This is a genomic window from Mesorhizobium marinum (assembly GCF_040813675.1).
Lineage (GTDB): Bacteria > Pseudomonadota > Alphaproteobacteria > Rhizobiales > Rhizobiaceae > Mesorhizobium_K > Mesorhizobium_K marinum.
On record NZ_JBFOCI010000003.1, the window covers coordinates 125541 to 150034 of the forward strand.

21 protein-coding genes are annotated in these 24494 nt (G+C 68.9%); 4 read left to right on the plus strand and 17 right to left on the minus strand.

Features of this window, described 5'->3' with window-relative positions; genetic code table 11:
* Positions 1-2 precede the first annotated feature (2 nt).
* The 8 genes from ABUE31_RS11470 to ABUE31_RS11505 all read right to left on the minus strand — a co-directional run bounded on the left by ABUE31_RS11470 (position 3) and on the right by ABUE31_RS11505 (position 8880).
* On the minus strand, positions 3-254 hold the full coding sequence (locus ABUE31_RS11470; protein WP_367723739.1) for a DUF4170 domain-containing protein: 252 nt from the start codon (positions 252-254) through the stop codon (positions 3-5).
* A 177-nt stretch (positions 255-431) separates the two neighbouring features.
* Positions 432-1235 carry a 3'(2'),5'-bisphosphate nucleotidase CysQ gene (locus tag ABUE31_RS11475; RefSeq protein WP_367723740.1) on the minus strand — a complete coding sequence of 268 codons (804 nt, stop codon included), beginning with the start codon at positions 1233-1235 and terminating at the stop codon, positions 432-434.
* On the minus strand, positions 1222-2565 hold the full coding sequence (locus ABUE31_RS11480; RefSeq protein ID WP_367723741.1) for a TldD/PmbA family protein: 1344 nt from the start codon (positions 2563-2565) through the stop codon (positions 1222-1224). Before ABUE31_RS11480 ends, ABUE31_RS11475 begins: the two co-directional genes overlap by 14 nt.
* A gap of 99 nt (positions 2566-2664) precedes the next feature.
* The gene (locus ABUE31_RS11485; protein WP_367723742.1) at positions 2665-3531 is read right to left on the minus strand and encodes a patatin-like phospholipase family protein; all 867 of its coding nucleotides are present in this window, start codon (positions 3529-3531) and stop codon (positions 2665-2667) included.
* Positions 3528-4868: a M16 family metallopeptidase gene (locus tag ABUE31_RS11490; protein WP_367723743.1), complete on the minus strand. Its 1341-nt coding sequence runs from the start codon at positions 4866-4868 to the stop codon at positions 3528-3530. Before ABUE31_RS11490 ends, ABUE31_RS11485 begins: the two co-directional genes overlap by 4 nt.
* Before the next feature lie 10 nt (positions 4869-4878).
* Positions 4879-6249 (minus strand): M16 family metallopeptidase, encoded by a 1371-nt coding sequence (locus ABUE31_RS11495; RefSeq protein ID WP_437344111.1) that lies wholly within the window; start codon positions 6247-6249, stop codon positions 4879-4881.
* Between the two features lie 104 nt (positions 6250-6353).
* The gene (gene rsmD, locus ABUE31_RS11500; RefSeq protein ID WP_367723744.1) at positions 6354-6914 is read right to left on the minus strand and encodes a 16S rRNA (guanine(966)-N(2))-methyltransferase RsmD; all 561 of its coding nucleotides are present in this window, start codon (positions 6912-6914) and stop codon (positions 6354-6356) included.
* Positions 6895-8880, minus strand: coding sequence for a pseudouridine synthase (locus tag ABUE31_RS11505; protein WP_367723745.1), 1986 nt, complete (start codon positions 8878-8880; stop codon positions 6895-6897). The genes rsmD and ABUE31_RS11505 overlap by 20 nt, the downstream gene beginning before the upstream one ends.
* Before the next feature lie 84 nt (positions 8881-8964).
* Between ABUE31_RS11505 and ABUE31_RS11510 the strand changes: the two genes are divergently transcribed.
* Complete coding sequence (locus ABUE31_RS11510; RefSeq protein ID WP_367724156.1) at positions 8965-9399, plus strand: nucleoside deaminase; 435 nt, start codon at positions 8965-8967, stop codon at positions 9397-9399.
* 34 nt (positions 9400-9433) lie between these two features.
* Here ABUE31_RS11510 and ABUE31_RS11515 read toward each other — a convergent pair whose 3' ends face one another.
* Complete coding sequence (locus ABUE31_RS11515; RefSeq protein ID WP_367723746.1) at positions 9434-10126, minus strand: hypothetical protein; 693 nt, start codon at positions 10124-10126, stop codon at positions 9434-9436.
* Between the two features lie 172 nt (positions 10127-10298).
* Positions 10299-13298: an isoleucine--tRNA ligase gene (ileS, locus tag ABUE31_RS11520; protein WP_367723747.1), complete on the minus strand. Its 3000-nt coding sequence runs from the start codon at positions 13296-13298 to the stop codon at positions 10299-10301.
* 322 nt (positions 13299-13620) lie between these two features.
* On the opposite strand from ileS, the gene ABUE31_RS11525 reads away from it, so the two are divergent.
* The gene (locus ABUE31_RS11525; protein WP_367723748.1) at positions 13621-15852 is read left to right on the plus strand and encodes an AMP-binding protein; all 2232 of its coding nucleotides are present in this window, start codon (positions 13621-13623) and stop codon (positions 15850-15852) included.
* A 19-nt stretch (positions 15853-15871) separates the two neighbouring features.
* Here the strand turns inward: ABUE31_RS11525 and ABUE31_RS11530 are convergent, their stop codons facing one another.
* The 6 genes from ABUE31_RS11530 to ABUE31_RS11555 form a co-directional block, all read right to left on the minus strand.
* Positions 15872-16717: a CDP-alcohol phosphatidyltransferase family protein gene (locus ABUE31_RS11530; protein WP_367723749.1), complete on the minus strand. Its 846-nt coding sequence runs from the start codon at positions 16715-16717 to the stop codon at positions 15872-15874.
* Positions 16717-17517 carry a phosphatidylserine decarboxylase gene (locus ABUE31_RS11535; protein ID WP_367724157.1) on the minus strand — a complete coding sequence of 267 codons (801 nt, stop codon included), beginning with the start codon at positions 17515-17517 and terminating at the stop codon, positions 16717-16719. The genes ABUE31_RS11530 and ABUE31_RS11535 overlap by 1 nt, the downstream gene beginning before the upstream one ends.
* A 45-nt stretch (positions 17518-17562) precedes the next feature.
* Positions 17563-17925 (minus strand): antibiotic biosynthesis monooxygenase family protein, encoded by a 363-nt coding sequence (locus ABUE31_RS11540; protein WP_367723750.1) that lies wholly within the window; start codon positions 17923-17925, stop codon positions 17563-17565.
* A gap of 86 nt (positions 17926-18011) precedes the next feature.
* Positions 18012-19838, minus strand: coding sequence for an ABCB family ABC transporter ATP-binding protein/permease (locus ABUE31_RS11545; protein WP_367724158.1), 1827 nt, complete (start codon positions 19836-19838; stop codon positions 18012-18014).
* A gap of 100 nt (positions 19839-19938) precedes the next feature.
* A complete protein-coding gene (locus ABUE31_RS11550) occupies positions 19939-20256 on the minus strand; it encodes an ArsR/SmtB family transcription factor (RefSeq protein ID WP_437344112.1) in 318 nt (105 codons plus the stop codon).
* Positions 20257-20326: 70 nt separating this feature from the next.
* On the minus strand, positions 20327-22639 hold the full coding sequence (locus ABUE31_RS11555) for a LysM peptidoglycan-binding domain-containing protein (RefSeq protein ID WP_367723751.1): 2313 nt from the start codon (positions 22637-22639) through the stop codon (positions 20327-20329).
* 120 nt (positions 22640-22759) lie between these two features.
* Between ABUE31_RS11555 and ABUE31_RS11560 the strand changes: the two genes are divergently transcribed.
* On the plus strand, positions 22760-23371 hold the full coding sequence (locus ABUE31_RS11560) for an LOG family protein (RefSeq protein ID WP_367723752.1): 612 nt from the start codon (positions 22760-22762) through the stop codon (positions 23369-23371).
* 116 nt (positions 23372-23487) lie between these two features.
* Positions 23488-24051 (plus strand): SRPBCC family protein, encoded by a 564-nt coding sequence (locus tag ABUE31_RS11565; protein ID WP_367723753.1) that lies wholly within the window; start codon positions 23488-23490, stop codon positions 24049-24051.
* Positions 24052-24055: 4 nt separating this feature from the next.
* On the opposite strand, the gene ABUE31_RS11570 is transcribed toward ABUE31_RS11565, so the two are convergent.
* Positions 24056-24481 carry a VOC family protein gene (locus ABUE31_RS11570; RefSeq protein WP_367723754.1) on the minus strand — a complete coding sequence of 142 codons (426 nt, stop codon included), beginning with the start codon at positions 24479-24481 and terminating at the stop codon, positions 24056-24058.
* Positions 24482-24494 lie beyond the last annotated feature (13 nt).

Here is a 24494-nt window from a genome sequence, read left to right on the forward strand (position 1 = left end):
GCTTATTCCGATCCGGAACCCTTCAGCTCCGGCTCGAGCAGCCGGTGCAGGTGGACGACGTAGTAGCGCATGTGGGCGTTGTCCACGCTGGCCTGTGCCTTTGCCTTCCATGCGGCGTGCGCCGTCTTGTAGTTCGGGTAGATGCCCACGATGTCGAGCGCGTCGAGATCCCGGAACTCGTTGCCGCCGAGCTTCTTGAGCTCGCCGCCGAATACCAGATGGAGAAGCTGCTGTTCGCCGTCTTTGCCGGACATTTTTCGCAACCTTGTCTTCGGTTTCGTCGCCTGTCTAACGCATCGCCGGGGGAATCGGAATCGAATTCTGGACGTTACGTTCCGCCAACCCCGCCTCCCGCAACGTCAGCCGGCGGGCCGCCGGATGAACGCCGCTTCGGCCGGAAACGCCGGGCCGCGCAGCAGGCCGGGGGCCGCTCAGTCGCCGGCGCGGATGGTTTTCGCCATCGCCTCCAGAAGCGCGCCGCTTCCGCAGACCATGGCGCCGTGCAGTGTATCCCATGCGCCGTAGGTCGGCGCCATCCCCTGCACGTCGAGAATCCGGCCGCCCGCCTCGTGCAGGATCAGGTCGGCGGCCGCAAGGTCCCAGTCGCGCGAGTTCGGCTTGATGAAGGTCGCGTCGAGCGTCCCGTCGGCCACAAGGCCGATCCTGTAGGCCAGCGACGGAATGTAGGGGCTGCGCCTGACGCTTGCGCGCATCGGCTTCGGCAAGGCGCCGACCATGGTGACAGGACCGCCGACCAGCGGGCTGGCGCGGGTTTCCCCCACGGCAAGGCGCGCGCCGTTCTTGAAGGCGCCGCCGCCGAGCGTCGCCGAATAGGTCTCCCCCCTCGCCGGGCATTCCAGGACCGCGGCGATCGAGCGCCCGCCCTCGACCACGGCGGCCGACACGCACCATTCGCTGCGGCCGTCGAGGAAGCCGCGTGTTCCGTCGATCGGATCGACGATGAAGGTGCGGCGCATGCCGAGCCGCGCGGCGTCGTCGGCGGTTTCCTCGGAGAGCCAGCCGTATCCGGCGCGCGCGGCGAGCAGGGTTTCGCGCAGGTAGCTGTCCGCGGCATAGTCTGCCTCGCTCACCGGCGAGGTGCCGCCCTTCAGCCAGACCTCGGGATCGCGCCGGAAGTAGCGCATCGCGATGCGCCCGGCTTCGCGGGCCGCTTCGACCAGGAGCGCCAGTTCGCCGGCCAGGTCGGCGTCTTCGAGGGGCTCAACTGCCGGCAAGTGTCATGCCTTCGATGAAGAGCGTCGGGCTCGCCGTGGCGAAGTTGCGGTCGAGATCGCTCGCCGGCGTCATGCGCAGGAACATGTCCTTCAGGTTCGAGGCGATCGTCACCTCCGATACGGGATGGGTCAGTTGCCCGTTCTCGATCCAGAAGCCGGAGGCCCCGCGGCTGTAGTCGCCGGTGACCATGTCCACGCCCTGCCCGAACACTTCCGTCACGTAGAAGCCCGACTTCATCGACCTGATGATCTCGTCGGGGTCCCTTTCGCCGGGCTCGATCGTGAGATTGGTCGACGACGGCGACACCGACGACCCGCCGCGCGCCCCGCGCCCGTTGGTCGCCAGGCCGAGTTCCCTGGCGGTCGAGGTCGACAGGAACCAATGGTTAAGGACGCCCTTTTCGACCATCACCAGCTTCTCGCCGCCGACGCCCTCGCCGTCGAACGGTCGTGACGCCTGGCCGCGCAGTTTCATCGGTTCGTCGATCACCGTTATCGCCGCCGAGGCCACCTGCTGGCCCATCCGGTCGCGCAGGAAGCTGGTCTTTCTGGCGACTGCGGCGCCGTTGATCGCGCCTGCGAGATGGCCGGCGACGCCGCGCGCCACGCGCGGATCGAAGACGACGTCGACCGTCCCGGTCCTTGCCTTGCGCGCGTTCAGCCGGCGCACCGTCCGCTCGCCGGCCTTCCGCCCAATGTCCTCGGCTGCCTCGAGGTCCACGAAATGCAGGCGCGACGAGTATTCGTAGTCGCGTTCCATGCCGGTGCCCTCTCCGGCGATGACGCTCGCCGAGCGCCCGAAGCGCGAACCGACATAGTGGCCGACAAACCCCTGCGAGGTCGCGAGCACCAGGCCGGCGAGCCCCGCGCTGGCGCCGCTGCCACCCGAATTGGTGACGCCGGGCACTGCAAGCGCGGCCTCTTCGGCGGCCAGCGCCGCCTCGCGCAGCTGATCGGCCGTAACCTCGGTCGAATCGTAGAGATCCAGGTCGCGAACCGTCTTTACGAGGAGTTCGGCGTCGGCGAGCCCCTGGAACGGATCTTCGGGCGACACCCTTGCCATGGCGACCGCCCGTTCGGCCAGCGCAGCCGGGTCCGAAGACGCCGTCGCCGAGATGCTGGCGACGCGCTTGCCGACGAACACCCGAAGCGACATGTCGTCGCCTTCGGCGGCGTTGGTCGATTCCACCTTGCCGAGGCGAACAGACACGCTGGTCGAGCGCCCGCGCACGGCGACGGCGTCGGCGGCGTCCGCGCCGGCCTTCCGGGCGGCCTCGACGAGGGCCGCGACACGGTCGGTCAGTCGCGCGGCGTCGGGTGCATCGGTCATCGTCAGTCCTGATCGTTCATGGGGGTCGGCATCGGGGAACTTCCGTCCTCCCATCTATTGTCGCTGCGCCGCTTCTGCAATGGCGCGGGGCCGGTTGGGTCAGGCCCGGGCTCGGGCCCGGGACGCCATCGCCGCCTCCACCGCGCGCTTCACCTCGTCCTTGATCGAGGCGGTCTCCGACATCAGCGCATCGATCTTCAGGAAGTCGAGCGCCCGGTACTTGGATACCGGCGGGCGCAGCAGGATGTCGGGGGCGCACTGCTCGACCTTGTGGGCGATGATCGACTGCATGAGGATCTGCGTGGAGCCGAACATCAGGTCGATCGATGTCGGCTTGCGTCCCTCCACCTCCTCGGGCGCGCCGACGACATCGATGGCCATGACGATGTCGGCGAGCCCCTTGAGCAGGTCGAACGGCACCGGATTGTAGATGCCGCCGTCGATATAGGTGCGCCCGTCGCGGATGACCGGGGAGAACACGGCCGGGATCGCCGCCGACGCCGCCAGGGCCGGGCGCAGTTCGCCCTCCGAAAACACCTTCACATGGTGCCCGTAATAGTCAGTCGCCGTCACCTGCAGGGGAATGGCGAGGTCCTCGAAGCCGTGCGGGATCTGGTGCGGCAGGAAGGCGTGCAGGATGCGCTCGATGCTGAACTGCGACACTTTCAGCCCGCCGACCATTTCGGTGAACGACGTCGGCCTTGCGCTCCACATGCGGCCGATGAACTCGGCCCGGCGCGACAGGATCGACCGGGCATAGTCGCCGATCTGCCTGCCGGTCATGCCGGCGGCCATGCCCGCGCCCATGATCGCGCCGATCGACGTGCCGGCGATCGCCACCGGGCGGACGCCCAGTTCGTCGAGCGCCTCGATGACGTGGATATGCGCGAGCCCCCGCGCGCCGCCGCCGCCGAAGGCGACGGCTACGGTCGGCCCCGCCTGTCCGTCGACCACCGTGGCGCTCATCCCTTCGGTTCCGGCGTGGCTGGCGGACCGACCACCAGCACGGCCGGTTCGGCGTTCAGCAGCCTGCGCGCCGCCGCCCTGACCTGCTCGATCGTCACCGCATCGATCTGCGCCACCCGCTTCTGCATGTAGTCGATGCCCAGGTTTTCCTCCTGCAACTGCAGCAATGTCGTCGCGATGGCGCCGGAAGTATCGAGGTTGTTCATGGCATAGGCGCCGATGACATACTTCTTGGCGGCCGCGAGTTCGGCCTCCGTCGGACCGTCCTCGGCCATCTTGTGAACCACGTCGCGGATGACGTCGAGCGTCTCGCCTGCCCGGTCGGAGCGGGTCGCCGTGGAGACGACGAGACCCGAGGAGTATTTGTTGGTGACAAGGTAGGAGGTCACGCTGTAGGCGAGGCCGCGCTTCTCGCGCACCTCGTCGAACAGCCGCGAGGTGAAGGTGCCGCCACCGAGAATGTGGTTCATCAGGTGCGCCGCGAAGAACTCCGGGTCGGAGCGCGGCACGCCCGGATAGGCAAGCTGCAGCGAGGTCTGCGGCAGATCGTAGTCGAACCGCACCTCCTGGCTGAGCTTGGGGGCGACCGTCTCGACAGGACGCAGGTTCGACGTCTCCGGCAGGTTTCCGAACAGGTCGTCAAGCTTGCGCTTCAGCGTCTCCGCGTCGATCGCCCCGACCACGGCGACCTTCAGCGTGTCACGGGCGAACACCGCCTTGTGGTAGGCGCGCAAGTCGTCGGCGGTGATGGCCGCCAGCGAGGCCTCCGTTCCCACTTCCGGCCGCGCATAGGGGTGGTCGCCGTAGAGCGCAACCTGCCATCTCCGCTGCGCCGCCGTATCGGGATCGCGCTCGGAGGCGACGATGCCCGCCACGATCTGCGCCCGGATGCGGTCGATCGGCGCGGCGTCGAAGCGCGGCTGCTCGACGGCGAGCCTGAGCAGGTCGAACGCCTCGTCCTTCGTGTCGGCCAGCGTCCGCATCCAGCCGTACACCGTGTCGCGATCGGCCCCGAAGCGCATTTCCGCGCCGCCCTCGTCGAGTTGCGTCTGGAACGCGTCCGAATCGAGGTCGCCTGCCCCCTCGTCGAACAGGCCGCTCATCAGTTCCGACAGGCCCTCCTTGCCGGGCGGGTCCTGGGTGTGACCGCCCTGGAAGGAGAAACGGATCGTCACGATGGGCACCGAATAGTCCTCGACCAGCCAGGCGGTGATGCCCTTGCTGCTGGTGACGGGCTGGATCGCGACCTCCGCCCCGACCGGCGACGCCAGGAAAGTGGCGGCGGCGAGGAAGAGGGCTGCGGCGAAAACGCGAGTCTTCCCAAGGCAATCTGTCATGACGCTCATCTCAGTTCTGAACCGGTTCTGCCGGCAGCAGGTAGCCGGTCACGGATCCGCTCGAGCGCAGATACTTGGCGGCGGCCTTGACGAGGTCGGCTGACGTGACCTTCCTGATCCTGTCCGGCCATCCCAGGATGTCGTCCACGGTGCCGCCGGTCGCCAGCGCGGTGCCGTAGATGTTGGCCATCGACGACTGGCTGTCCTGGGCGAAGATCATCGAGCGCAGGAAGCGGTTCTTGGCCGCCTCAAGTTCCTCCTCGGTCACGCCGTCCTTCACCACCGCCGCAATCTCCGCGTCGATCGCCGCCTGCACCTCTTCGAGCTTGGCGTCGCCGCGCGGCGCGCCGTAGACGACGAAGGAGCCGGTATCGAGCTTGGTGCCGTCGTAGTAGGCGCCGGCCGTCGAGGCGATGCCGGCCTTCACCACCAGCGCCTGGTAGATGCGGCTGCGCACCCCGCCGCCAAGGATCTCCGAAAGCAGGTCCAGCGCCTCGCCCTCGCCCGGTTCGGCCGTATTGTAGGACGGCGCCAGCCAGGACTTCGAGAAACTCGGCGTCGTGACGCGCGGATCGCTCAGCGTCACCGTGCGGGCGGTGTTCTGCTCGGGCTCCTGCGGGCGCAGGCGCGGCGGCAGGTCCGGCCCGCGTGCAACCTTGCCGTAGGTCGCCTCGGCCAGGGTCCGCACCGTGTTCGCATCGACGTCGCCGGCGACGACGAGGATCGCATTGTTCGGCGCATAGTAACGATCGTAGAAGGCGACGGCGTCGGCGCGGTTCAGCTTCTCCATCTCGTGCATCCAGCCGATGACCGGGATGCGGTAGGGATGGTTCTGGTAGAGCGTGGCGTCGATCTCCTCGGCCAGCAGCGCATCCGGGCTGGTTTCGATGCGCGACCGGCGTTCCTCCAGCACCACGTCGCGTTCCGGCCCGATCACGGCGTCGGTCAGGATGAGGTTGCGCATCCGGTCGGCTTCGTAGTCCATCATCGTGCCCAGCGCATCCGGGCTGACGGTCTGGAAATAGGCGGTGAAGTCGTCTGAGGTGAAGGCGTTCTCGCTGCCGCCGATCTCGGCGATCTTCGCGCCGAACTCGCCGGCCTTGTGCTTCTCGGTTCCCTTGAACATCAGGTGTTCGAAGAAATGCGCGATGCCCGACTTGCCGGGCGGCTCGTCGGCGCTGCCCACCTTGTACCAGACCATGTGCGTGACGATGGGCGCGCGATGGTCGGGGATGACGACGACTTCCATGCCGTTGCCGAGCAGGAAATGGGAGATTTCCTCGCCCGCCGGCTTCTTGCCGGCGTCGGCAAAGGCCGGACCGGCTGCCAGGACGAGCGCAAGCACAACGCCCCTGAGGACGCGCCGTGTGTTCGTATTCAACTTCATGTGCTCCGATGACTCGCGGCCAAACTACACGGGCAACCCGCGCGCCTTAAGTTAATTGTTGGTCATCTGGAGGCCAAAAGCGGCCGAATTCCGGGCGGCTAGGCGCCCGGCGCCATGATGAAGCGGACCACGGTGTCGCCGTAGCTGCGCTGGTCGACCTCGGTGAAGCCGTCGCCGCAGGCGAATGGCGCTGCCGCGGCCTCCTCGACAACGCAGAGCGCACCGGGCAGCAGCCAGCCGCCCGCGAGCGCGGAGCGCAGGGCCAGTTCGCCGAGCCCCCTGCCATAGGGCGGGTCGGCGAACACCAGTCCGAACGGCTGGATCGTGCCGGCATCGCCCAGTCCGGTCGCGTCGCGCCGGAAGATCTTGGTCCGCCCCTGCAGGCCAAAGGCCTCGACATTGGTGCGGATCAGGCCGCGGCCTTCCGCCGATTCCTCGATGAACAGGCAGTGGGCCGCGCCGCGCGACAGCGCCTCGAGCCCGAGCGCGCCGGTGCCGGCGAACAGGTCGAGCACGCGCGCACCATCGAGCTTTTCGGGAAAGCGGTGCGCGAGCACGTTGAAGACGGCCTCGCGCGTGCGGTCGCTGGTCGGGCGGATGGACTGGGTGCGCGGCGCCGCCAGCGGCCGGCCGCGAAAGTCACCGCCGACGATCCGCATCCCTGCCCCGTGGTCCGCCCCTGCCTCCGCTCGGCCGGTCGCCGCGCGGGCGCTCCTGCCGGTCGCCATGCGGCTTTCCAGGCTTCCCGCCCGGCTTGCCGTGCGCCTTCCTGGCCGCCCGCTTCGCCTCGACCTCGGCCTTTTCGGCCGCCGCCCTGCCTGCCCCGATGGGGCGCGCGCCGGGCGCCATCCAGACATTCGCCTTTCGCTGGCCCGGCGGGTCCATGGGCCGTTCCGGCTTGCCGCCGCGCATCGGCTTGCGGTCTGCGCCCTGCGCGAACGTGTCGGGCCGGTCGCCGCGACGCGGCGGCCCCCTGTCGGATCGCTCCGGCCGCGTCGAAAGCTTGCCGAGCGCCTCGTCGCGCGCACCCTCGCGCCGGTGCCGCTTCTTGATCAGGCCGCCCTCGCCGATCCTGCCGCGCTCGCCGTCGCGCGTCACCCGTGGCCGTTCGGTCGGCTCGGGCTTCGCTTCCGGCGCGCGCTTGACCGGCTGGTTGGGGAACTGGCTGACGACGGGCGCCTCGAAATTGGCGCCCGCCTCTTCGATCAGGCGCTCGCCGAGCTGGTCGCGCAGCATGCGGCCCTTGATCTCGAGCACGTGCCCCTCGGGCAGGTCCGCCAGCTGGAACGGGCCGTAGGAGATACGGATCAGCCTGGACACGTCGAGCCCGAGCGCGCCCAGGATGTTCTTCACCTCGCGGTTCTTGCCCTCGCGCAGGCCGATCGAAAGCCAGGCATTGGTGCCCTGCTCGCGATCGAGCGAGGCTTCGACCGCACCGTAGAACACGCCATCGACGGCGATGCCGTCCTTCAGCGCCGCCAGCGCCTTCTCGTCGACCTTGCCGTGGACGCGCACCCGGTAGCGCCGCAGCCAGCCTGTCGCCGGCAGTTCCAGCACGCGCGAAAGCCCGCCGTCATTGGTGAGCAGCAGCAGGCCCTCGGTGTTGATGTCGAGCCGGCCGATGGTCATCAGGCGGGGCAGGTCGGCGGGCAGCACGTCGAAGACGGTCTTGCGGCCCTCGGGATCCCGGTTGGTGGTGACCACGCCGGCCGGCTTGTGGAACAGGAAGAGCCGGGTGCGCTCGATTGCGGGGATCGCGGTGCCGTCGACCTCGATCCGGTCGTCGGCCGTCACGTTGAACGCCGGCGAATCCAGCTTGCGTCCGTTGACGCTCACCCGCCCGGAGGCGATCAGTTCTTCGGCGTCGCGGCGCGACGCGATGCCGGCCCGCGCGAGGCGCTTGGCGATCCGCTCGCCGGCCTCCGTTTCGGCAGCCTCGGCCCGTTTCCGGAATGGCGCCTTCGCCGCGCCGTCGCCATGGCTTTTCATGCCGGCAGGGCGTTCGCGACGCTTGAAGCCTCCGTCGCGCGGCGCACCGTCATCGCGCCTGAAATCGCGCTTCGGCCTTTCGCCGTCCTCGCGACGCTCGAACGGCTTGCGGTCGCCCTCGGCGCGCCGGACGAACGGCTTGCGCCCCTCGCCGTCCTCGCGCTTGGCAAAGGGTCGGTCGCCGCGCGGTGGTCCCTTGCCCGCCGGTCCTCCGGCCGGGCGTTCGCGACGCTTGAAGCCTGCGTCGCGGCCGGCGCCGTCATCGCGCCTGAAATCGCGCTTCGGCCTTTCGCCGTCCTCGCGACGCTCGAACGGCTTGCGGTCGCCGTCGGCGCGCCGGACGAACGGCTTGCGTCCCTCGCCGTCCTCGCGCTTGGCAAAGGGTCGGTCGCCGCGTGGCGCCCCCTTGCGGAATGGCTTTGGCCCGCCCGCCGGTCGCTCGGAACCGTCCCGCGACGGGCGCCCGCCGGCCGCGAAGTCGCGCTTCTTCCGCTCGCCGGGCTCGCCGCCGGCCTCCGGTCCACGCTTGGCGTAGGGCTTCTTGCCGACGGGGCGCGGCGCGCCGTCGCCATGTCGGCGCGGGCCGCCCGGCTTGCCGCCGGTCCTGCGCGGAGGTTTCTTTCGATCGTCGTCCATGTGGCCTTTGCCTCTTTGCGCGCGTAGATATCAGGATCGTTTCAGGCTTGCGAGGAAATTGAATTGAGTTCGCGCGCGGATTTCATGGGGGCGGCGCTCGCCGAGGCTGAAGCCGCCGGCGCCCGCGGCGAAGTCCCGATCGGCGCGGTGCTGGTCGTCGGCGGCGAGATCGTCGCCCGCTCCGGCAACCGCACGCGCGAGCTTTCCGACGCCACCGCGCATGCCGAAATGCTGGTGATCAGCGAGGCGTCCCGCAAGCTGTCCGCCGAACGGCTCGGCGAAGCCGACCTCTACGTCACGCTCGAGCCCTGCACGATGTGCGCGGGCGCCATCTCCTTCGCCCGCATCCGCAGGCTCTATTTCGGGGCGACCGACGAAAAGGGCGGCGCGGTGGTCAGCGGCGTGCGCTTCTTCGCGGCGCCGGCCTGCCACCATCGCCCGGACGTCTATCCCGGCCTCGGCGAAAGGGAAGCAGCGGAAATCCTGAGGCGATTCTTCCGCGACCGGCGGACGGCCTAGGCTTCGCCGGCGCGGGCGTCGAGCCGCGCGCGGCCTAGAGCCAGGGGATGAGGTCTTTCCAGCTCTTGCTGCCGGACGCCTTGCGCGCCTCGGCCTTCAGCCTGCGCTGCTTCTTGAACTCGTCCTCGCCGAGCTCGTCGGTCGGCGCGGACTCGGCCGGCTTGCGATAGTCGAGCGGCGGCTCCGACAGCGTGCGGCGCACGGTCGGGCTGCCCTGCTTGGTCATCGCCAGTTCCTGCTTGAACTGGGCGCCCTTCTTGTTGAGGTCTTCGCCGCCGCCGGCCGGCGCCACGCCGGACTCCGAGCTGCGGGACGACGAGCCGAACTTCGGCTTGTTTGACGACTTGTCGACGCTCAGGTCGTTGATGACCTCGGGCGACCACCCGGCAGTATCGCGATTCTCGGTGGCGTCGGCGCGGATGCGCGCGCGGCGCTGCTCGGGCGACTCGGGCCATTGGGAGGCGTCGGCGGTGACGATGTTCTCCTGCGGAGCCGGCAGGTCGGTCGTCCCCTTGGTCGGCTTCACCAGTTCGGGCCGAGGCGTATAGTCGGAGGCGAACTGCTTCTTGGGCTTCAGCGAAAACATGCTGCTGAGATCGGTCGTCAGCTGCTCGTTCTGCGACACGCCGGTGCCGTAGGTCGGCGAACTCATGCAACCGGAGACAAGCAGGCCGGAGACGACAAGCGGCGCGACAGCGACGACGCGCCCGCTATTTCGATTCTTCATCGATACAAGTCCCACTGAAACCACCTCTCCGTCGCCCGGACGCTGTCCAGCCACGCGTCTTTTGCATATCGGACGGAAATCCGGCCACAATTTGTCGGCCGGATAGTCCCCTATTTACCTTAAGCGTCCGTCAAGAGCAACGATCGGCGGGAAACCCCGCCGATCGCGGCCGTCAAAGGCGGCCGAGCCGCGCCAGTTCGTGCAGCACGCCGGCGTCGCGGGCCGAAACGTCCGGATAGGCCGGATCGCTGCCGACATCCGCGGTGTAGCGCCAGGACCGCGCGCATTTTTTCAGGCCCCGCGCCTCCGCGCGCTCCACGACGACGGCTACGCCCGCGACGTCGGGCAGCGTGAACGCACCCGCCGGCGCCTCGCCATCGGCGAAGTCGACGCCGCTGGTGATGGCGATCTCCGCCATGTCGAGGCCGCTGATGGCCTCGCGGTGCGCGGCGTCCGCCAGATAGACCACCGGAACCGCCTCCAGCGACGCACCGATCGTCTTGCCGGCGCGGGCGATTTCCAGCGCGCCGGTGACGACGCGGCGGACATCCCTGACCTTGCGCCACTTCTTTTCCAGCGCATCGTCGCGCCAGGCGGCGGGCACCGCAGGAAACTGCTCCAGATGCACCGAATGCCGGTCCGGATAGCGATCGAGCCATGCCTCTTCCGTGGTGAAGGGCAGCATCGGCGCAAGCCAGGTCAACATGCATTCGAACAGGTGCCGGACCACCTGCACCGCCGCCTTGCGCTTCAGGCTCGACGGTCCTTCGCAGTAGAGCGCGTCCTTGCGGATGTCGAAATAGAAGGCGCTGAGCTCGACGTTCATGAAGTCGGACAGCGCGCGCGCCACCCGCTTGAAGTCGAAGGCGTCGTAGCCGGCGCGGACCAGCTCGTCCAGTTCGGCCAGCCGGTGCAGCATCAGCCGCTCCAGCTCCGGCATCGTCTCCACCGGCACCGTCTCGCCGTCGTCATGCGCCAGCGTGCCGAGCATCCAGCGGATGGTGTTGCGCAGCTTGCGGTAGGCGTCGATGTTGGTCTGCAGGATGGTCTTGCCGAGCCGCTGGTCCTCCCAGTAGTCGGTCGTCACCACCCAAAGGCGCAAAATGTCGGCGCCCGACTGCTTGATGACGTCCTGCGGCACCACCGTGTTGCCGAGCGACTTCGACATCTTGCGGCCTTCCTCGTCCATGGTGAAGCCATGGGTGATGACCGCGTTGTAGGGCGCCCTGCCCCTGGTGCCGCAGCTTTCCAGCAGCGACGAGTGGAACCAGCCGCGATGCTGGTCGGATCCCTCGAGATAGACGTCCGCCGGCCATTTCAGGTCCGGCCGGTCCTCCAGCGTGAAGGCATGCGTCGAGCCCGAATCGAACCAGACGTCGAGGATGTCCTTCACCATCGACCACTTCGCCGGATCGTGGTTGCCGAGGAAACGCTCCTTCGCGCCTTCCGCGAACCAGGCGTCCGCGCCCTCGGCCTCGAAGGCCTCGACGATCCGCAGATTGACCGCTTCGTCCTTCAGCACGTTGCCGTCCTCGTCGACGAAGACGCAGATCGGCACGCCCCAGGCGCGCTGGCGCGACAGCACCCAGTCCGGGCGCTCCTCGATCATCGCCCGCAAACGGGTTTGCCCGGCCGCCGGCACGAACCGCGTGTCGTCGATCGCCTTGAGCGCGCGCGAACGCAGCGTCGTGCCGTCCTTGAGGTCGTAGTCCATGTGGACGAACCACTGCGGCGTGTTGCGGAAGATGATCGGCTTCTTCGAACGCCAGCTGTGCGGATACTGGTGCTTCAGCCGCCCGCGCGCGAACAGCATGTTCTTGGCGATCAGCGCCTCGATGACGGCCTTGTTGGCGTCGCCCTTCTTGCCGTTGTCGTCGATGACGCGCGCCGCGCCGCCCTCGCGGTCGGGGCCAAAGCCCGGCGCGTCCTTGGTGAAATAGCCGGCGTCGTCGACCGTGAACGGGATCAGCGTCTCGATGCCGCGCGAGCGCAGCTCCGGCGCCGCGTCCATCCAGGCGTCGAAGTCCTCGCGGCCGTGGCCGGGCGCGGTGTGCACGAAGCCGGTGCCGGCGTCATCGGTGACATGGTCGCCTGCGAGAACCGGAACGTCGAAGTCGTAGCCGCCTCCGAGCCCGCGCAGCGGATGGGAAAGCACAAGGCTTCCAAGCTCTTCCGCCGAGACGTTGCGGAGGCGATTCAACGTTACCTTCGCCTTGGCCGCCGCCTCCCCCGCCAGCGCGTCGGCGAAGACAAGCTTTTCGCCAGGCTGCGGCCCGAAGTCGTTTTCTGCTTCGGTCACCTCGTAGAGCCCATACTCCACGCGTGGCGAATAGGCGACGGCGCGGTTGCCGGGGATGGTCCAGGGCGTCGTCGTCCAGATAACGATCAAGGCTCCTTCGCGGACAAGCGGAGGCGCAACTTCATCTTCTGTCGGCAGACGGCGGTCAACATAAGCTTCAGCAGGCCGCCGACTTCCGCGAACAACAGGAAACTTCACCCAGATCGTGTCGCTCTCGTAGTCGTCATACTCGATCTCGGCCTCGGCCAGCGCCGTGCGCTCCACCACGCTCCACATCACCGGCTTGGAGCCGCGATAGAGCTGGCCGCTCATGGCGAATTTCAGGAGTTCGCCGGCAATGCGGGATTCCGCGTGGTAGGCCATGGTCAGGTACGGGTTGTCGAAGTCGCCGACCACGCCGAGCCTCTGGAACTCCTCGCCCTGCACCGTGATCCACTTTTCCGCATAGGCGCGGCACTCCTTGCGGAACGCCACCATCGCCGCCGGGTCGGAGAGGTCGGGCTTCGACTTGCCCTTGGAGCGATAGTTCTCCTCCTCGATCTTCCATTCGATCGGCAGGCCGTGGCAGTCCCAGCCGGGCACGTAGTTGGAATCGTAGCCGCGCATCTGGAAGGAGCGCGTGATGACGTCCTTCAGCACCTTGTTCAGCGCGTGGCCGATATGGATGTTGCCGTTGGCGTAGGGCGGGCCGTCGTGCAGCACGAATTTGTCGCGGCCGGCCGCGTCCTCGCGCAGCTTGCGGTACATGCCCATCTCCTGCCAGCGCTTGACGATCGCCGGCTCCTTCTCGGGCAGCCCGGCGCGCATCGGGAAATCCGTCCGCGGCAGGTTCAGCGTCTTCGAATAGTCGAGTTTGTCGGTCGTGTCGGTCATACGGCTTGCCATGAGATTTGCCCGTCCACGGACGGTCCGGGCGTTGAACTATCACGATTTCGGAAAAGCGCGAGGTTTTTGCGCGCACAGGCTCCCGGCGGCTCCGGCGGCGCTCAGGCCGCCCGGAACACCGGGCCGGTAATTCGTATCGCCGAAGCGAGGCTGCGCATGGGGCGCGTCATGGCGCTGCGTCTAGCCGAAACCGGCGCCGGAATAAAGCGCTTAGTGGCGCCGCCGGCCGGGCCGATTGACGTTCGCGACCGTTCCGCTAGGTTCATGCCGACGCGGTCGCCAGAGCCGCGCGGGGATAGGGAGACGCGGCATGATCCTGTCCGGAGCAATCCTGCTCGGCCTTCTGGCCCTTTGGGTCGTGGCCGCGGCGTTCGAGGCGCACCGGCTGGGCATCGGGCTGCGGCAGGCCTTCCTCTACCTTCCCTTCAGGCTGGCCTACCGGATCGACGATTCCAGGCTGCGCGCCGTCGCCAGGGCCGAAGCGCCTGTCATCTACGTGGTCTGGCACCAGTCGCGCCTCGATCCGGCCCTCATGCTGTCGCTGCTGCCCGAGCAGACGCTGCACATCCTCGACGAGGAGGCCGCCAAGTCGATCTGGCTCGAGCCGTGGCGCGAGCTTGCCCGAACGATCACCTTCAACGCCAAGCATGTGTTCGTCAGCCGCCGCCTGGTCAGGGTGCTCAAGGGCAAGGGGCGCATCGCCGTCTACATGCCCGACGAGGTCGAGCCGGACGTCAAGACGTTCCGCCTCTACCGCGCCGTCGGGCGCATCGCCGCGCAGGCCGGAGCGCGGGTCGTCCCCGTCTTCGTCTCCGGCGGACGCTTCGTGCATGGCTCGCTGACGCCCCGACAACAGGCGCCGCGCCGCTGGTTCCCGAAACTTTCGATCGCGGCGCTGTCGCCGATGACCATCGCCGAACTGGTCGAGCGGTCCGGCGGCCCTTCGGCGATCACCGCGTCCAACGCGCTGTTCGACAGGATGGCCGAGGCGCGGCTCGCCGGGGCCGATCTCGACCGCAGCCTGTTTTCGGCGGTGCGCGACGCCGCCTTGCGATTCGGGCCGTCGCGGACGATCGTCGAGGATGTGCTGACCGGCGCGCTCAGCTACCGCCGCCTGCTGACCGGGGCGCGCGTGCTCGGCAAGCGCTTCGAGGCGATGACCAGCCCCGGCGAGGCGGTCGGCGTGCTCCTGCCCAACACCAACGGCGTGCTGCTGTCGCTGATCGGCCTCTCCTCGGCGGGCCGCGCCGCCGCCATGATGAACTACACGGCCGGCCCGGCGAACCTCGCGGCCGCGACGCAGACCGCTGCGATCCGGGTCGTCGTCTCCTCGCGCGCCTTCGTCGAGAAGGCCGCCCTCGCCGACATCGTCGAGGCGATCGAGAAGGCCGGCGCCAGGCTGGTCTGGCTCGAGGACGTGCGCGCCGGCGTCGGCGCGCTGGAAAAGCTTGCCGCGGCGCTTCTGTGGCGCGTGCCCATCGCCCGCCAGTCGGCGACCGATCCGGCTGTCATCCTGTTCACCTCCGGCTCGGAAGGCACGCCGAAGGCGGTCGTGCTGTCGAGCAGGAGCCTGATCGCCAACGCCATGCAGGCAGAGGCGCGCGTTTCCTTCTCGCCCGCGGACCGGCTGCTCAACGTCCTGCCGGTCTTCCATTCGTTCGGCCTGACCGGCGGCGCGATCCTGCCGCTCATCAACGGCGTGCCGCTGTTCCTCTATCCCTCGCCGCTGCACTACAAGATCATCCCGGAGATCGCGCGCAAGGCGCGGCCGACCATCATGTTCGGCACCGATACCTTCCTCGCCGCCTATGCGCGCACGGCCAAGGACGACGATTTCTCGAGCCTGCGCTTCGTCGTCGCGGGGGCCGAGGCGGTCAAGCCGGACACGCGCAAAACCTGGCGCGACCGGTTCGGCGCCGAGATCGTCGAAGGCTACGGGTTGACCGAGGCCGCGCCCGTGGCGGCCGTCAACAGCGCGTCGCACGGCCGCGACGGCACCGTCGGGCGCCTGCTGCCGGGGATGCGCAAGCGCACCGAACCGGTCGAGGGCATCGCCGAAGGCGGCAGGCTGTGGCTGTCCGGGCCGAACCTGATGACCGGCTACATGACGCTCGACCGTCCGGGCGAACTGCAGCCGCTCGCGGACGACTGGCTGGACACCGGCGACATCGTCTCGGTCGATCGCGAAGGCTTCATCACGATCAGCGGCCGGGCGAAGCGTTTTGCAAAAATCGCCGGCGAGATGATCTCGCTCGGCGCCGTCGAGATGATGGTCACCGCGCTGTGGCCGGAGCACAACCACGCGGCGGTCGCGGTCCCCGACAAGCGGCGCGGCGAACGCATCGTGCTCGTCACGACGGCGGAAGGCGTCGATGCGGACGCCCTGCGCCGCTGCGGCAAGCAGGCCGGCGCGGCCGAAATCATGATTCCCGATGGCGTCGTCAAGGTGACGGAGATGCCGCTGCTCGGCTCCGGCAAGACCGACTACGTCGCGGCGCGAAAGATGGCGATGGAAAGCCTGGGGCTCGGGCTGGCGGCCTGACGCCGGCAGCCTCGCACCCCTAGAGCTCGGCCTGCTCGCCGTCCGGGCCGGCGACGTCCGCGGGCGCTTGCGCGGCGGCCGCCTTCGCCTCCTCGATCACGCTGCGCTTCGCGTAGGCGCGCGCCGACAGCGGCAGGAACAGCAGATAGGCGATGACGCCGGCCGACAGCGTGTGCCACGGATAGCTGAACAGCAGCAGCAGCACGAGCGCGACGGCGAGGATCAGCGGCAGCACGCGGTCGCGGCGCACCCTCAGCTTCTTGCCGGAATAGACAGGCACGCGGCTGACCAGCAGGAAGGCGGCCAGCACCGTGAAGCCGCTGGCCGCGAGGGCCGCGACGCGGCCAGGCTCGTAGGCGCCGAGGAAACCGAGATAGACCGGCAGCAGCACCAGCACCGCGCCGGCGGGCGCCGGCACGCCGACGAAATACTCCGACTGCCAGGCCGGGCGCTCCAGATCCTCGTCGAGCACGTTGAAGCGCGCCAGCCTGAGCCCGCAGGCGATCGCGAACAGAAGCGCCGCGATCCAGCCGGGCGAGCCGGCGCGATCGAGCAGGAACGCATAGAGCACCAGCGCAGGCGCGACGCCGAAATTCACGATGTCGGCCAGCGAATCCATCTGCGCGCCGAATTTCGAGGTCGCCTTCATCATGCGCGCGAGCCGGCCGTCGATACCGTCGAGGAAGGCCGCGAACAGCACCATCGCGATCGCCGTCTCGAACCTTCCCTCGAAGGCGAGGCGGATGCCCGACAGGCCGGCGCAGATCGCCAGCACCGTCACCAGGTTGGGCAGCACCATGCGCAGCGGGATCTCGCGGATGCGCGGTCCGCCCTGCCCGTGTGGCGGGAAGCGTTTGAAGCCCATCAGTCTATGCGCACCAGCGGCGTCGCCGCATGGCCGCCGAACTCGGCGATCACCGTTTCGCCCGCCACGGCGGTCTGGCCGACCGCAACGCGCGGCGTCGCGTCCTTGGGCAGGAACACGTCGACGCGCGAACCGAAGCGGATGAGGCCGAAGCGCTCGCCGACCGCGATGTTCTCGCCGGCCTGCGTCCAGCAGACGATGCGGCGCGCCACGAGACCCGCCACCTGCACGGCGGCGACCGTCCCGTTCGGGCTGTCGATGACCAGGCCGTTGCGTTCGTTCTCCTGGCTCGCCTTGTCGAGCTCCGCGTTGAGGAACTTGCCCGGCCGGTATTCGATGCGCGTGATCTTGCCGCGCACGGGCGCGCGGTTCACGTGGCAGGAGAAGACGTTCATGAACACCGAGATGCGCGTCAGCTCGGCGGTTCCGAGGCCGAGCTCGCGCGGCGGAACCGCGGGGCCGACGGTCGACACCACGCCGTCGGCCGGGCTGATCACCAGCCGGTCGTCGGTCGGCGTGACGCGCACCGGGTCGCGGAAGAAGTAGGCGCACCAGCCGGTCAGGATCACGCCGATCCAGAACAGGTTGGTCGAAAACAGCCCCAGCAGCAGCGTCACCACGGCGAAGGCGCCGATGAACGGGTAACCTTCCTTGTGGACGGGTACGAACGCGTTCTTGATCGTGTCGACCAGGTTCATGTCTCGGGGCTCATCGTTCGGGGCCGGGGTTCGCGCCTCATAAAGGAAACGACCCGCGCCCGCAACGCGCGATCGGCCGCGCCGGCCCCTGGGCAGGGCCAGCCGCCCCGGTCGGCAGCCGCGCCCTTTGCTATCCCTGAGAGTTGCCTATCCAGCTGCCGCCGTCGTTCCCGCGATCGGCGCATAGGTGCCCATCTCGGCGGAAATGCCGAGGCGCGCCATCGTCTCGCGCGCATCGAACCCCATGCGCGCGTGCGCCGCGCGGACCACCGGCACGACGCGCTCGACCGTTTCCCTGCTATCCCACTCGACCAGCGTCACGATGACGCTCGCTCCCGCATCGCCCGGTCTTTCGAGCAGCAGGTCGCGGATGAAGCCGTCCTGGGTTCGCAGGATGTCGTGGGTCTGGCCGACGCGCATCAGGAACTCGTCGCGGGCTGCGCCGGGAACGACGAACCGGTCGAGCCGGACCACCGCGCACCGCATGTTCCTGTCTTGTAAACCGTCCATGACCGCCTCCGTGCGACGCGGCCGCCGGGCCGCGAACCAGTGTCGCCCGGATGCGTAAGACCTCTACCTAAGTTGAGGTCAAGCGGCTATTCGCCGGGCGCCACCTCCGGCGTGCGGCGGCGCACGATCACGCCTTCCTCGTCCTCCTCGCGGGCGATGCGCAGGCGCTCCTCCGCTTCGCTCGCCTCGCGCTGGCGGTTCCACATCGACGCGTAGAGCCCGCGCTCGGCGAGCAGCGCTGCGTGGCGGCCGCGCTCGGCGATCTGGCCGTCTTTCAGCACGATGATCTCGTCGGCCGAGACGATCGTCGAAAGCCGGTGCGCGATGACGATCGTCGTGCGTCCCTTGCTGACCAGGTCGAGAGCCGACTGGATTTCGCGCTCCGTGTGCGAATCCAGCGCCGACGTCGCCTCGTCGAGGATCAGGATGGGCGGCGCCTTGAGGATCGTCCGGGCGATCGCCACGCGCTGCTTCTCTCCGCCAGACAGCTTCAGCCCGCGCTCGCCGACCGTGGTGTCGTAGCCATCGGGAAGGCGCTGGATGAAGGCGCCGATCTGCGCGAGGTCGGCGGCCTGCCTGACCTCCTCCGGCGCGGCGTCGACGCGGCCGTAGCGGATGTTGTAGGCGATCGTGTCGTTGAACAGCACCGTGTCCTGCGGCACCATGCCGATCGCCGCGCGCAGGCTGTCCTGCGTCACCGCGCCGATCTCCTGGCCGTCGATCAGGATGTTCCCGGACTGCACGTCGTAGAAGCGGAACAGGAGGCGCGAGATGGTCGACTTGCCCGCGCCGGACGGGCCGACGATGGCGACCGTCTTGCCGGCCGGCACCTCGAAGGAGACGCCTTTCAGGATCGGCCGCTCGGGATCGTAGGCGAAACGGACGTCGCGGAACTCGACCCGCCCGCTCGTCACCTCGAGTGGCACGGCATCCGGCCGGTCGAACACCTCGCGCCGGACGGCGAGCAGGTCGAACATCTTCTCGATGTCGGTCAGGCCCTGGCGGATCTCGCGGTAGATCATGCCGATGAAGTTGAGCGGCTGGGCGAGTTGCATCAGCATGGCGTTGACGAAGACGAAGTCGCCGACCGTCTGCGTGCCGGCCATGACCTCGCGCGCCGACAGCACCATGATCGCGGTCATTCCGCCGCCGAAGATGACGCCCTGGCCGAAGTTCAGCCAGCCGATCGACACCCAGGTCATAGTCGCCGCCTTCTCATAGCGCGCCATGGAGCGGTCGAAACGCTCGGCTTCCATCTTCTCGTTGTTGAAATACTTGACCGTCTCGTAGTTCAGGAGCGAGTCGATCGCCTTGGTGTTGGCCTCGGTGTCGCTGTCGTTCATCTCGCGGCGGATGCCGATGCGCCAGTCGCTGACCTTCACTGTGAACCACACGTAGAGCCACACCGTGACCGCGATCACTGCGACGTAGGTCCAGCCATAGGCGAAGGCGAAGATGCCGGCCGTGAGCGCGAATTCGAGTACGGTCGGGGCCATGGCCAGCATTGTGTAGCGCACGATCGTCTCGATGCCCTTGGTGCCGCGCTCGATGATGCGCGACAGGCCGCCGGTGCGCCGCTCCAGATGGAAGCGCAGCGACAACTCGTGCATGTGGACGAAGGTTCGGTAGGCGAGTTGGCGCACCGCGTGCTGGCCGACCCGCGCAAACAGCGCGTCGCGCAGCTGGTTGAATCCGAGCTGGATGATCCTCAGCGCATTGTAGGCGATGACCAGCATCACCGGTACGAGCAGGAAGTCCGGCAGCGGCGGCCGCGTCGTGGCGTCGCCCGCCAGCGCATCGGTCGCCCATTTGAAGAAATAGGGCACCAGCACCAGCACGGCCTTGGCGACGAACAGCAGCACCGTCGCCCAGACGAGGCGCATCTTGAGGTCTGGACGGTCCGGCGGCCACATGTAGGGCCAGAGGCTTTTCAGCGCGCTGTAGGTCGAGTCGGAATCGCCGGATACGGGTTGTTGGGTCGTCAAAGCGACTTGCCTTGTCTTGCGGTGCTGCTCAGCAGCAGGATTTCACGAGCGTGTCGACGGACTGCGAGAAGGCGGCGAGCGCCTCGCGGTCGATGCGGTAGCGCGAGCGGCGGCGGTCGGGTTCGAAGATGACGAGGCCGGCATCGACCAGCACCTTCAGGTGCTGCGAAACCGTCGATTGCGCAAGGTCGAGCTTTTCCACCACGTCGCCGCAGCAGCAGGATTCCGCCCGCGCCAGGTGGCGCAGGATTGTTATGCGCGCCGGATGCGACAGGGCCGCGAACCCGGCCACCATGCAGCCCGGGCCGCCATGGCCATCGGGAGTATCAGAAGGAACGGTATTCATCGTTTATCGGCGATAAACGATGAAATGTGTTCGCGCAACCCCTCGGTCGCTTTCGGCAGCGGCCAGGCGACTACTGCGGGGACGGCGGCGCCTCGCCCTCGCCTTGCGCCGGAACGGTCGTCAGGCGGTTGCCGAGCGTCGTGTAGTCGGCGTCGGCCTTGCCGTCCGACGACTTCTCGGGAACCTTGAAGACCTGTCCCGGCCAGATGCGGTCCGGATCCTCGATCTGGTCCTCGTTGGCGAGATAGATCGTCGAATAGCGGATGCCGCGCCCGTAGACGCGCCTGGAGATGCGCCACAGCGTGTCGCCGCGCCGGATGATGACGGCGCTGTCGACCGACTGCAGTTTCGGCGCGAGCACTTCGGTCACGCCTGCGGCGGGCGGCGGCGCGGGAAGGTCGGCCGCCGGCGCGGACGCGACGTCGGAGGCAGCGGCCGGCGCTTCGGTCGCAGCCGGCGCTTCGGCGGCCGCCGGAGCTTCAGGCTGCTGCGTGGCCGGTGCCTCGGCGACGGCCGGCGGCGATGCCGGCGTTTCGGTGGCAGGAGCCGCGGTGGGCGTCTCGGCCGCGGCATTGGCAGCGGGCGTCTCGGCCGATGGGGCCGGCGCAGGCGCTTCGGCGGCGGCCGGCGGCTCCGCTGCGGCCACGTCGGGCGCTTCTCCCGCCGGCGTTTCCGCCATCGGCGCAGCGGGAACCTCGGCCGGAGCTTCCGCGGCGGGAGCAGCGGGGGTTTCCGTCGCTGCCGCCGACTGCGCCGGCGCTTCCGCGGTCGGCGCCGGCTGGCTTTCGGCGATCGGCGCGGCGGCAGCCTGTGTCTCGGCCGCGGGAGTCGCAGGCGCTCCTACAGCCGGCGCCTCCGCCGCAGGAGCCGCAGGCGTTTCAACAGCCGGCGCCTCGGCCACGGCAGCCGGTGTTTCAGCCTGCGGCTGCGCAGCCTGCTGCTGGCCGGCCGGTTCCGTCGCCGGGGCCGTCGTGGCCGGGGCTTCGCCGGCCGGCGGCGTGGTCGACACGGCGGCCGGCGCTTCGGCAACGGCGGCCGGAGGCTCGGCTGCTGTTGCCGCGGCCGGCGTCTCGCTGCCCGCCGGGGCCGGCGTGGGCGTCTCCGCCGTTGCCCCAGCGGACTGTTCGGTCGTCTGCGCAGGCGCTGGCGCGGCGGCCTGCGCCGCAGGAGTTTCAGCAGCGGGCGCGGACGCGGCCGGCGTTTCGGCCGGGCTGGCCGGCGCAGCGGCTTCAGCAGCCGGCGCTGCAACTTCGGGTGCCGGCGCAACCGGCTCTGGCGGCGGCGGGGCGACCGCGGCGAGCGTCTCGCCGGGCTCGCGCTCGAACGGCACCGCCGCGCGGGCCGCCACCTTGACGCCGTCAGGCTCCAGCGCATCGACGCGGATGATGTAGTCGCCAACCGGCAGGTCGCGGTCGGCCTCGATCAGGAAGCTGCCGTCCGGCGCGGCCTTGGCGTCGCCGAGCAGGATCTCGTTGGCGTAGCCGCGCACGATGCGTCCCGCGTCGGCGGTGCCGGCCACGAAGATCTTGCGGCCGTCGATCTCGACGGCCTCGACCCTGACCGCCGGCCCCTTCGCGGTCGCCGGTGCGGGCGTGGCGACCGGCGCCTTTTCCGCCGGCAACGCGGCCTGCGCCTCGGCGGGCTTCTCGGCGGCCGGCTCCTCGGCGGCCGGCGCGGGCTGGGCGGCGGCCGGCGTCTCTGCAGGCGCCGCCGGCGCGACGGCGGGCGCCGGTGCCTGCGGCTTCGGCACGATGATCATCTGCGAGGGTTTGCCGGGCTCCTCGACGAGCGCCAGCACCTGCCCCTCCGGCGTCTCGGGAACCGAGACGACCGCCGTTTCCACCGACATCGCGACAACGTTGTCCGGCGCTGTCGCGCGCAGCACGATCTGGTAGTCGCCGGGCTTCAGCGGCTCGTCCAGGACGACGGCGAAGTCGCCGGTCTCCTCGGCCGTGGCCGAGCCGATCACGTTCGAGCCGACCAGCAGGTCGACCTTCGCGTTCGGCGCCGCCTTGCCGGCGATCACGATCGAGCCGTTGCTCTCGACGCGCACCACGTCGAAGCTCGGCGCCACCACCGCGGCGTCCGCCGGCGTCCCTTCGGCCGTCGCCGGTGGCTGCGTCTCGGGCTCGGCCGTGGCCGCCTCGGGAGCGGCGGGCGCTTCCGGCTCGGCCTTCACGGCCGGCGCGGCCGCCGGCTGCTGCGTCTCGGGCAGGCGCGCATCCTTGGCGTCGGGCTCCTGTCCGGCCTCGGGCAAGGCGGCGATCGTCGACGGCGCCTGCCAGAACGGCGGGCCGAAGGCGCCGGCAACATAGGCCACTGCCGCCGCGGCAGCCGCGCCGCCGGCCAGAAACAGCAATGATTTCTTCGTCGTAACTGCCATCGAACCTGCCCCGAACCCAAGTCCCGCGCCCAATTCGGCATAGCCTGTTTCGTTCGCACCGACAAGAAAGACGCGATCCGGGTCTTGACCAGGCGGTAGCGAAAATACCCAATCGTCCGCATGAACAAGATTCGTTCCGTATGCGTCTACTGCGGCTCATCGCCCGGCAACGACGAGCTCTACGTCAAGGCAGGCCACGCGCTCGGCCGGTCGATCGCCCAGGCAGGCCTCGAGCTTATCTATGGCGGCGGCAACAAGGGCATCATGGGAGCGGTGGCGGACGGCGCCCTTCGCGCCGGCGGCAAGGTCACCGGCATCATCCCGCGCTTCCTCATGACCAAGGAATCGTCCCAGGCCGCGCTGCAGCGCCTCGACAGCCTGATCGTCACCGAAAACATGCACGAGCGCAAGCACGCCATGTTCGAGCGCTCCGACGCCTTCGTCGCCCTGCCCGGCGGCATCGGCACCGTCGAGGAAATCATCGAGATCATGACCTGGGCGCAGCTCGGTCATCACCGCAAGCCCATCGTCTTCGGCAATATCGGCGGCTTCTGGAACCCGATGGTCGCGCTGCTCGACCACATGCGGGCGCAGGGCTTCATCCACACCGGCCACCTGGTGCAGCCGCTGGTGATCGATTCGGCCGAGGCGATCGTGCCCGCCATCCTGGTCGCGGCATCGACCGACAGCGCGCCCACCGAAGGCGTGCAGGCGGTGATCGACAAGATGTAGCGCCCGGCGGTCAGCCTGACGCAAGGCGCTACCTCGATATTGGCCCCAAGCTCCCGGTCGCCGCCAGGCGTCGGCGGACCGGTTCGTCAGTCAGCCTAAGGCAGGGGGTGCCGGGAATGCTGACCTTGAAACGGGTGCTCTACGCGATCTCGGCAGCGGCCATCGTGCTGGTGGCCGGATCGTTCCTGTTGCCGGCCGAAGCGGTCGTGTCGCGCTCCATCGCCATCGCCGCGCCGCCCGAACGGGTGTTCGCGATCGTCGGCGACCTCAGGAACTTCAACGCGTTCTCGCCTTCCGCCCAGATCGACCCCGACATCCGCTATGCCTTCGAAGGCACCGAAAGCGGCATCGGCCAGAAGATGGTCTGGCAATCCGACAACGTCGAGGTTGGCACCGGCGCGCAGACCATCACGCTCTACGAACCGCCCGGGCGCGTCGAGTTCCGCGTCATCTCCGGCCGCCGCGACCGCTCGAACACCGCGTTCGAGCTTGCGGCCTCCGACGTCGGAACCGACGTCACCTGGACCTTCAGGACGAGCCTGAAAGGCATCCCGGCGCGGTGGTCCGGCCTGCTGTTCGAAGGGCGCGTCGGCCCCGAATACGAGGCCGCCCTGGCCAGGCTGAAGGCCATCGCCGAGCGGCCAGAACAAGGCGCCGATCCGGCCTCGCCCGCGCCGTAGCTCCCTACCGGCCGACTGCCTCCGGCGCGAACTGGGCGAGGAACTCGGCGCTCGGCGGGATCGGTTTGATCACGTCGATCAGAACGCCGTTCGGGTCGCGAGTGATGAAGTGGCGCTGGCCGAACGGTTCGTCGCGCAGCGTCCTCAGGATCGGCAGGCCGGCCGCCTGCAGCCTTTCATAGAGCGCGTCCGGATCCTCGACCTCGAAGTTGATCAGCATGCCGCGCGCGCGGCCCCTGCCCTCCGGCGGAATGGTTTCGTGGTCGCCCTGCAGGATGGCGAGGTTGACGGTCTCGTCGTCGGCCTGTTGCAGGTGCACGTACCAGTCGCTTTCGAACAGCGGCCGGAAGCCGAAATGCTCGACATAGAATGCGGCGGCCGGCGCGACCTCGTCGACCATCAGCACGGGATAGTAGCTCGTGGTTTTCATGGCTTTGCTTTCC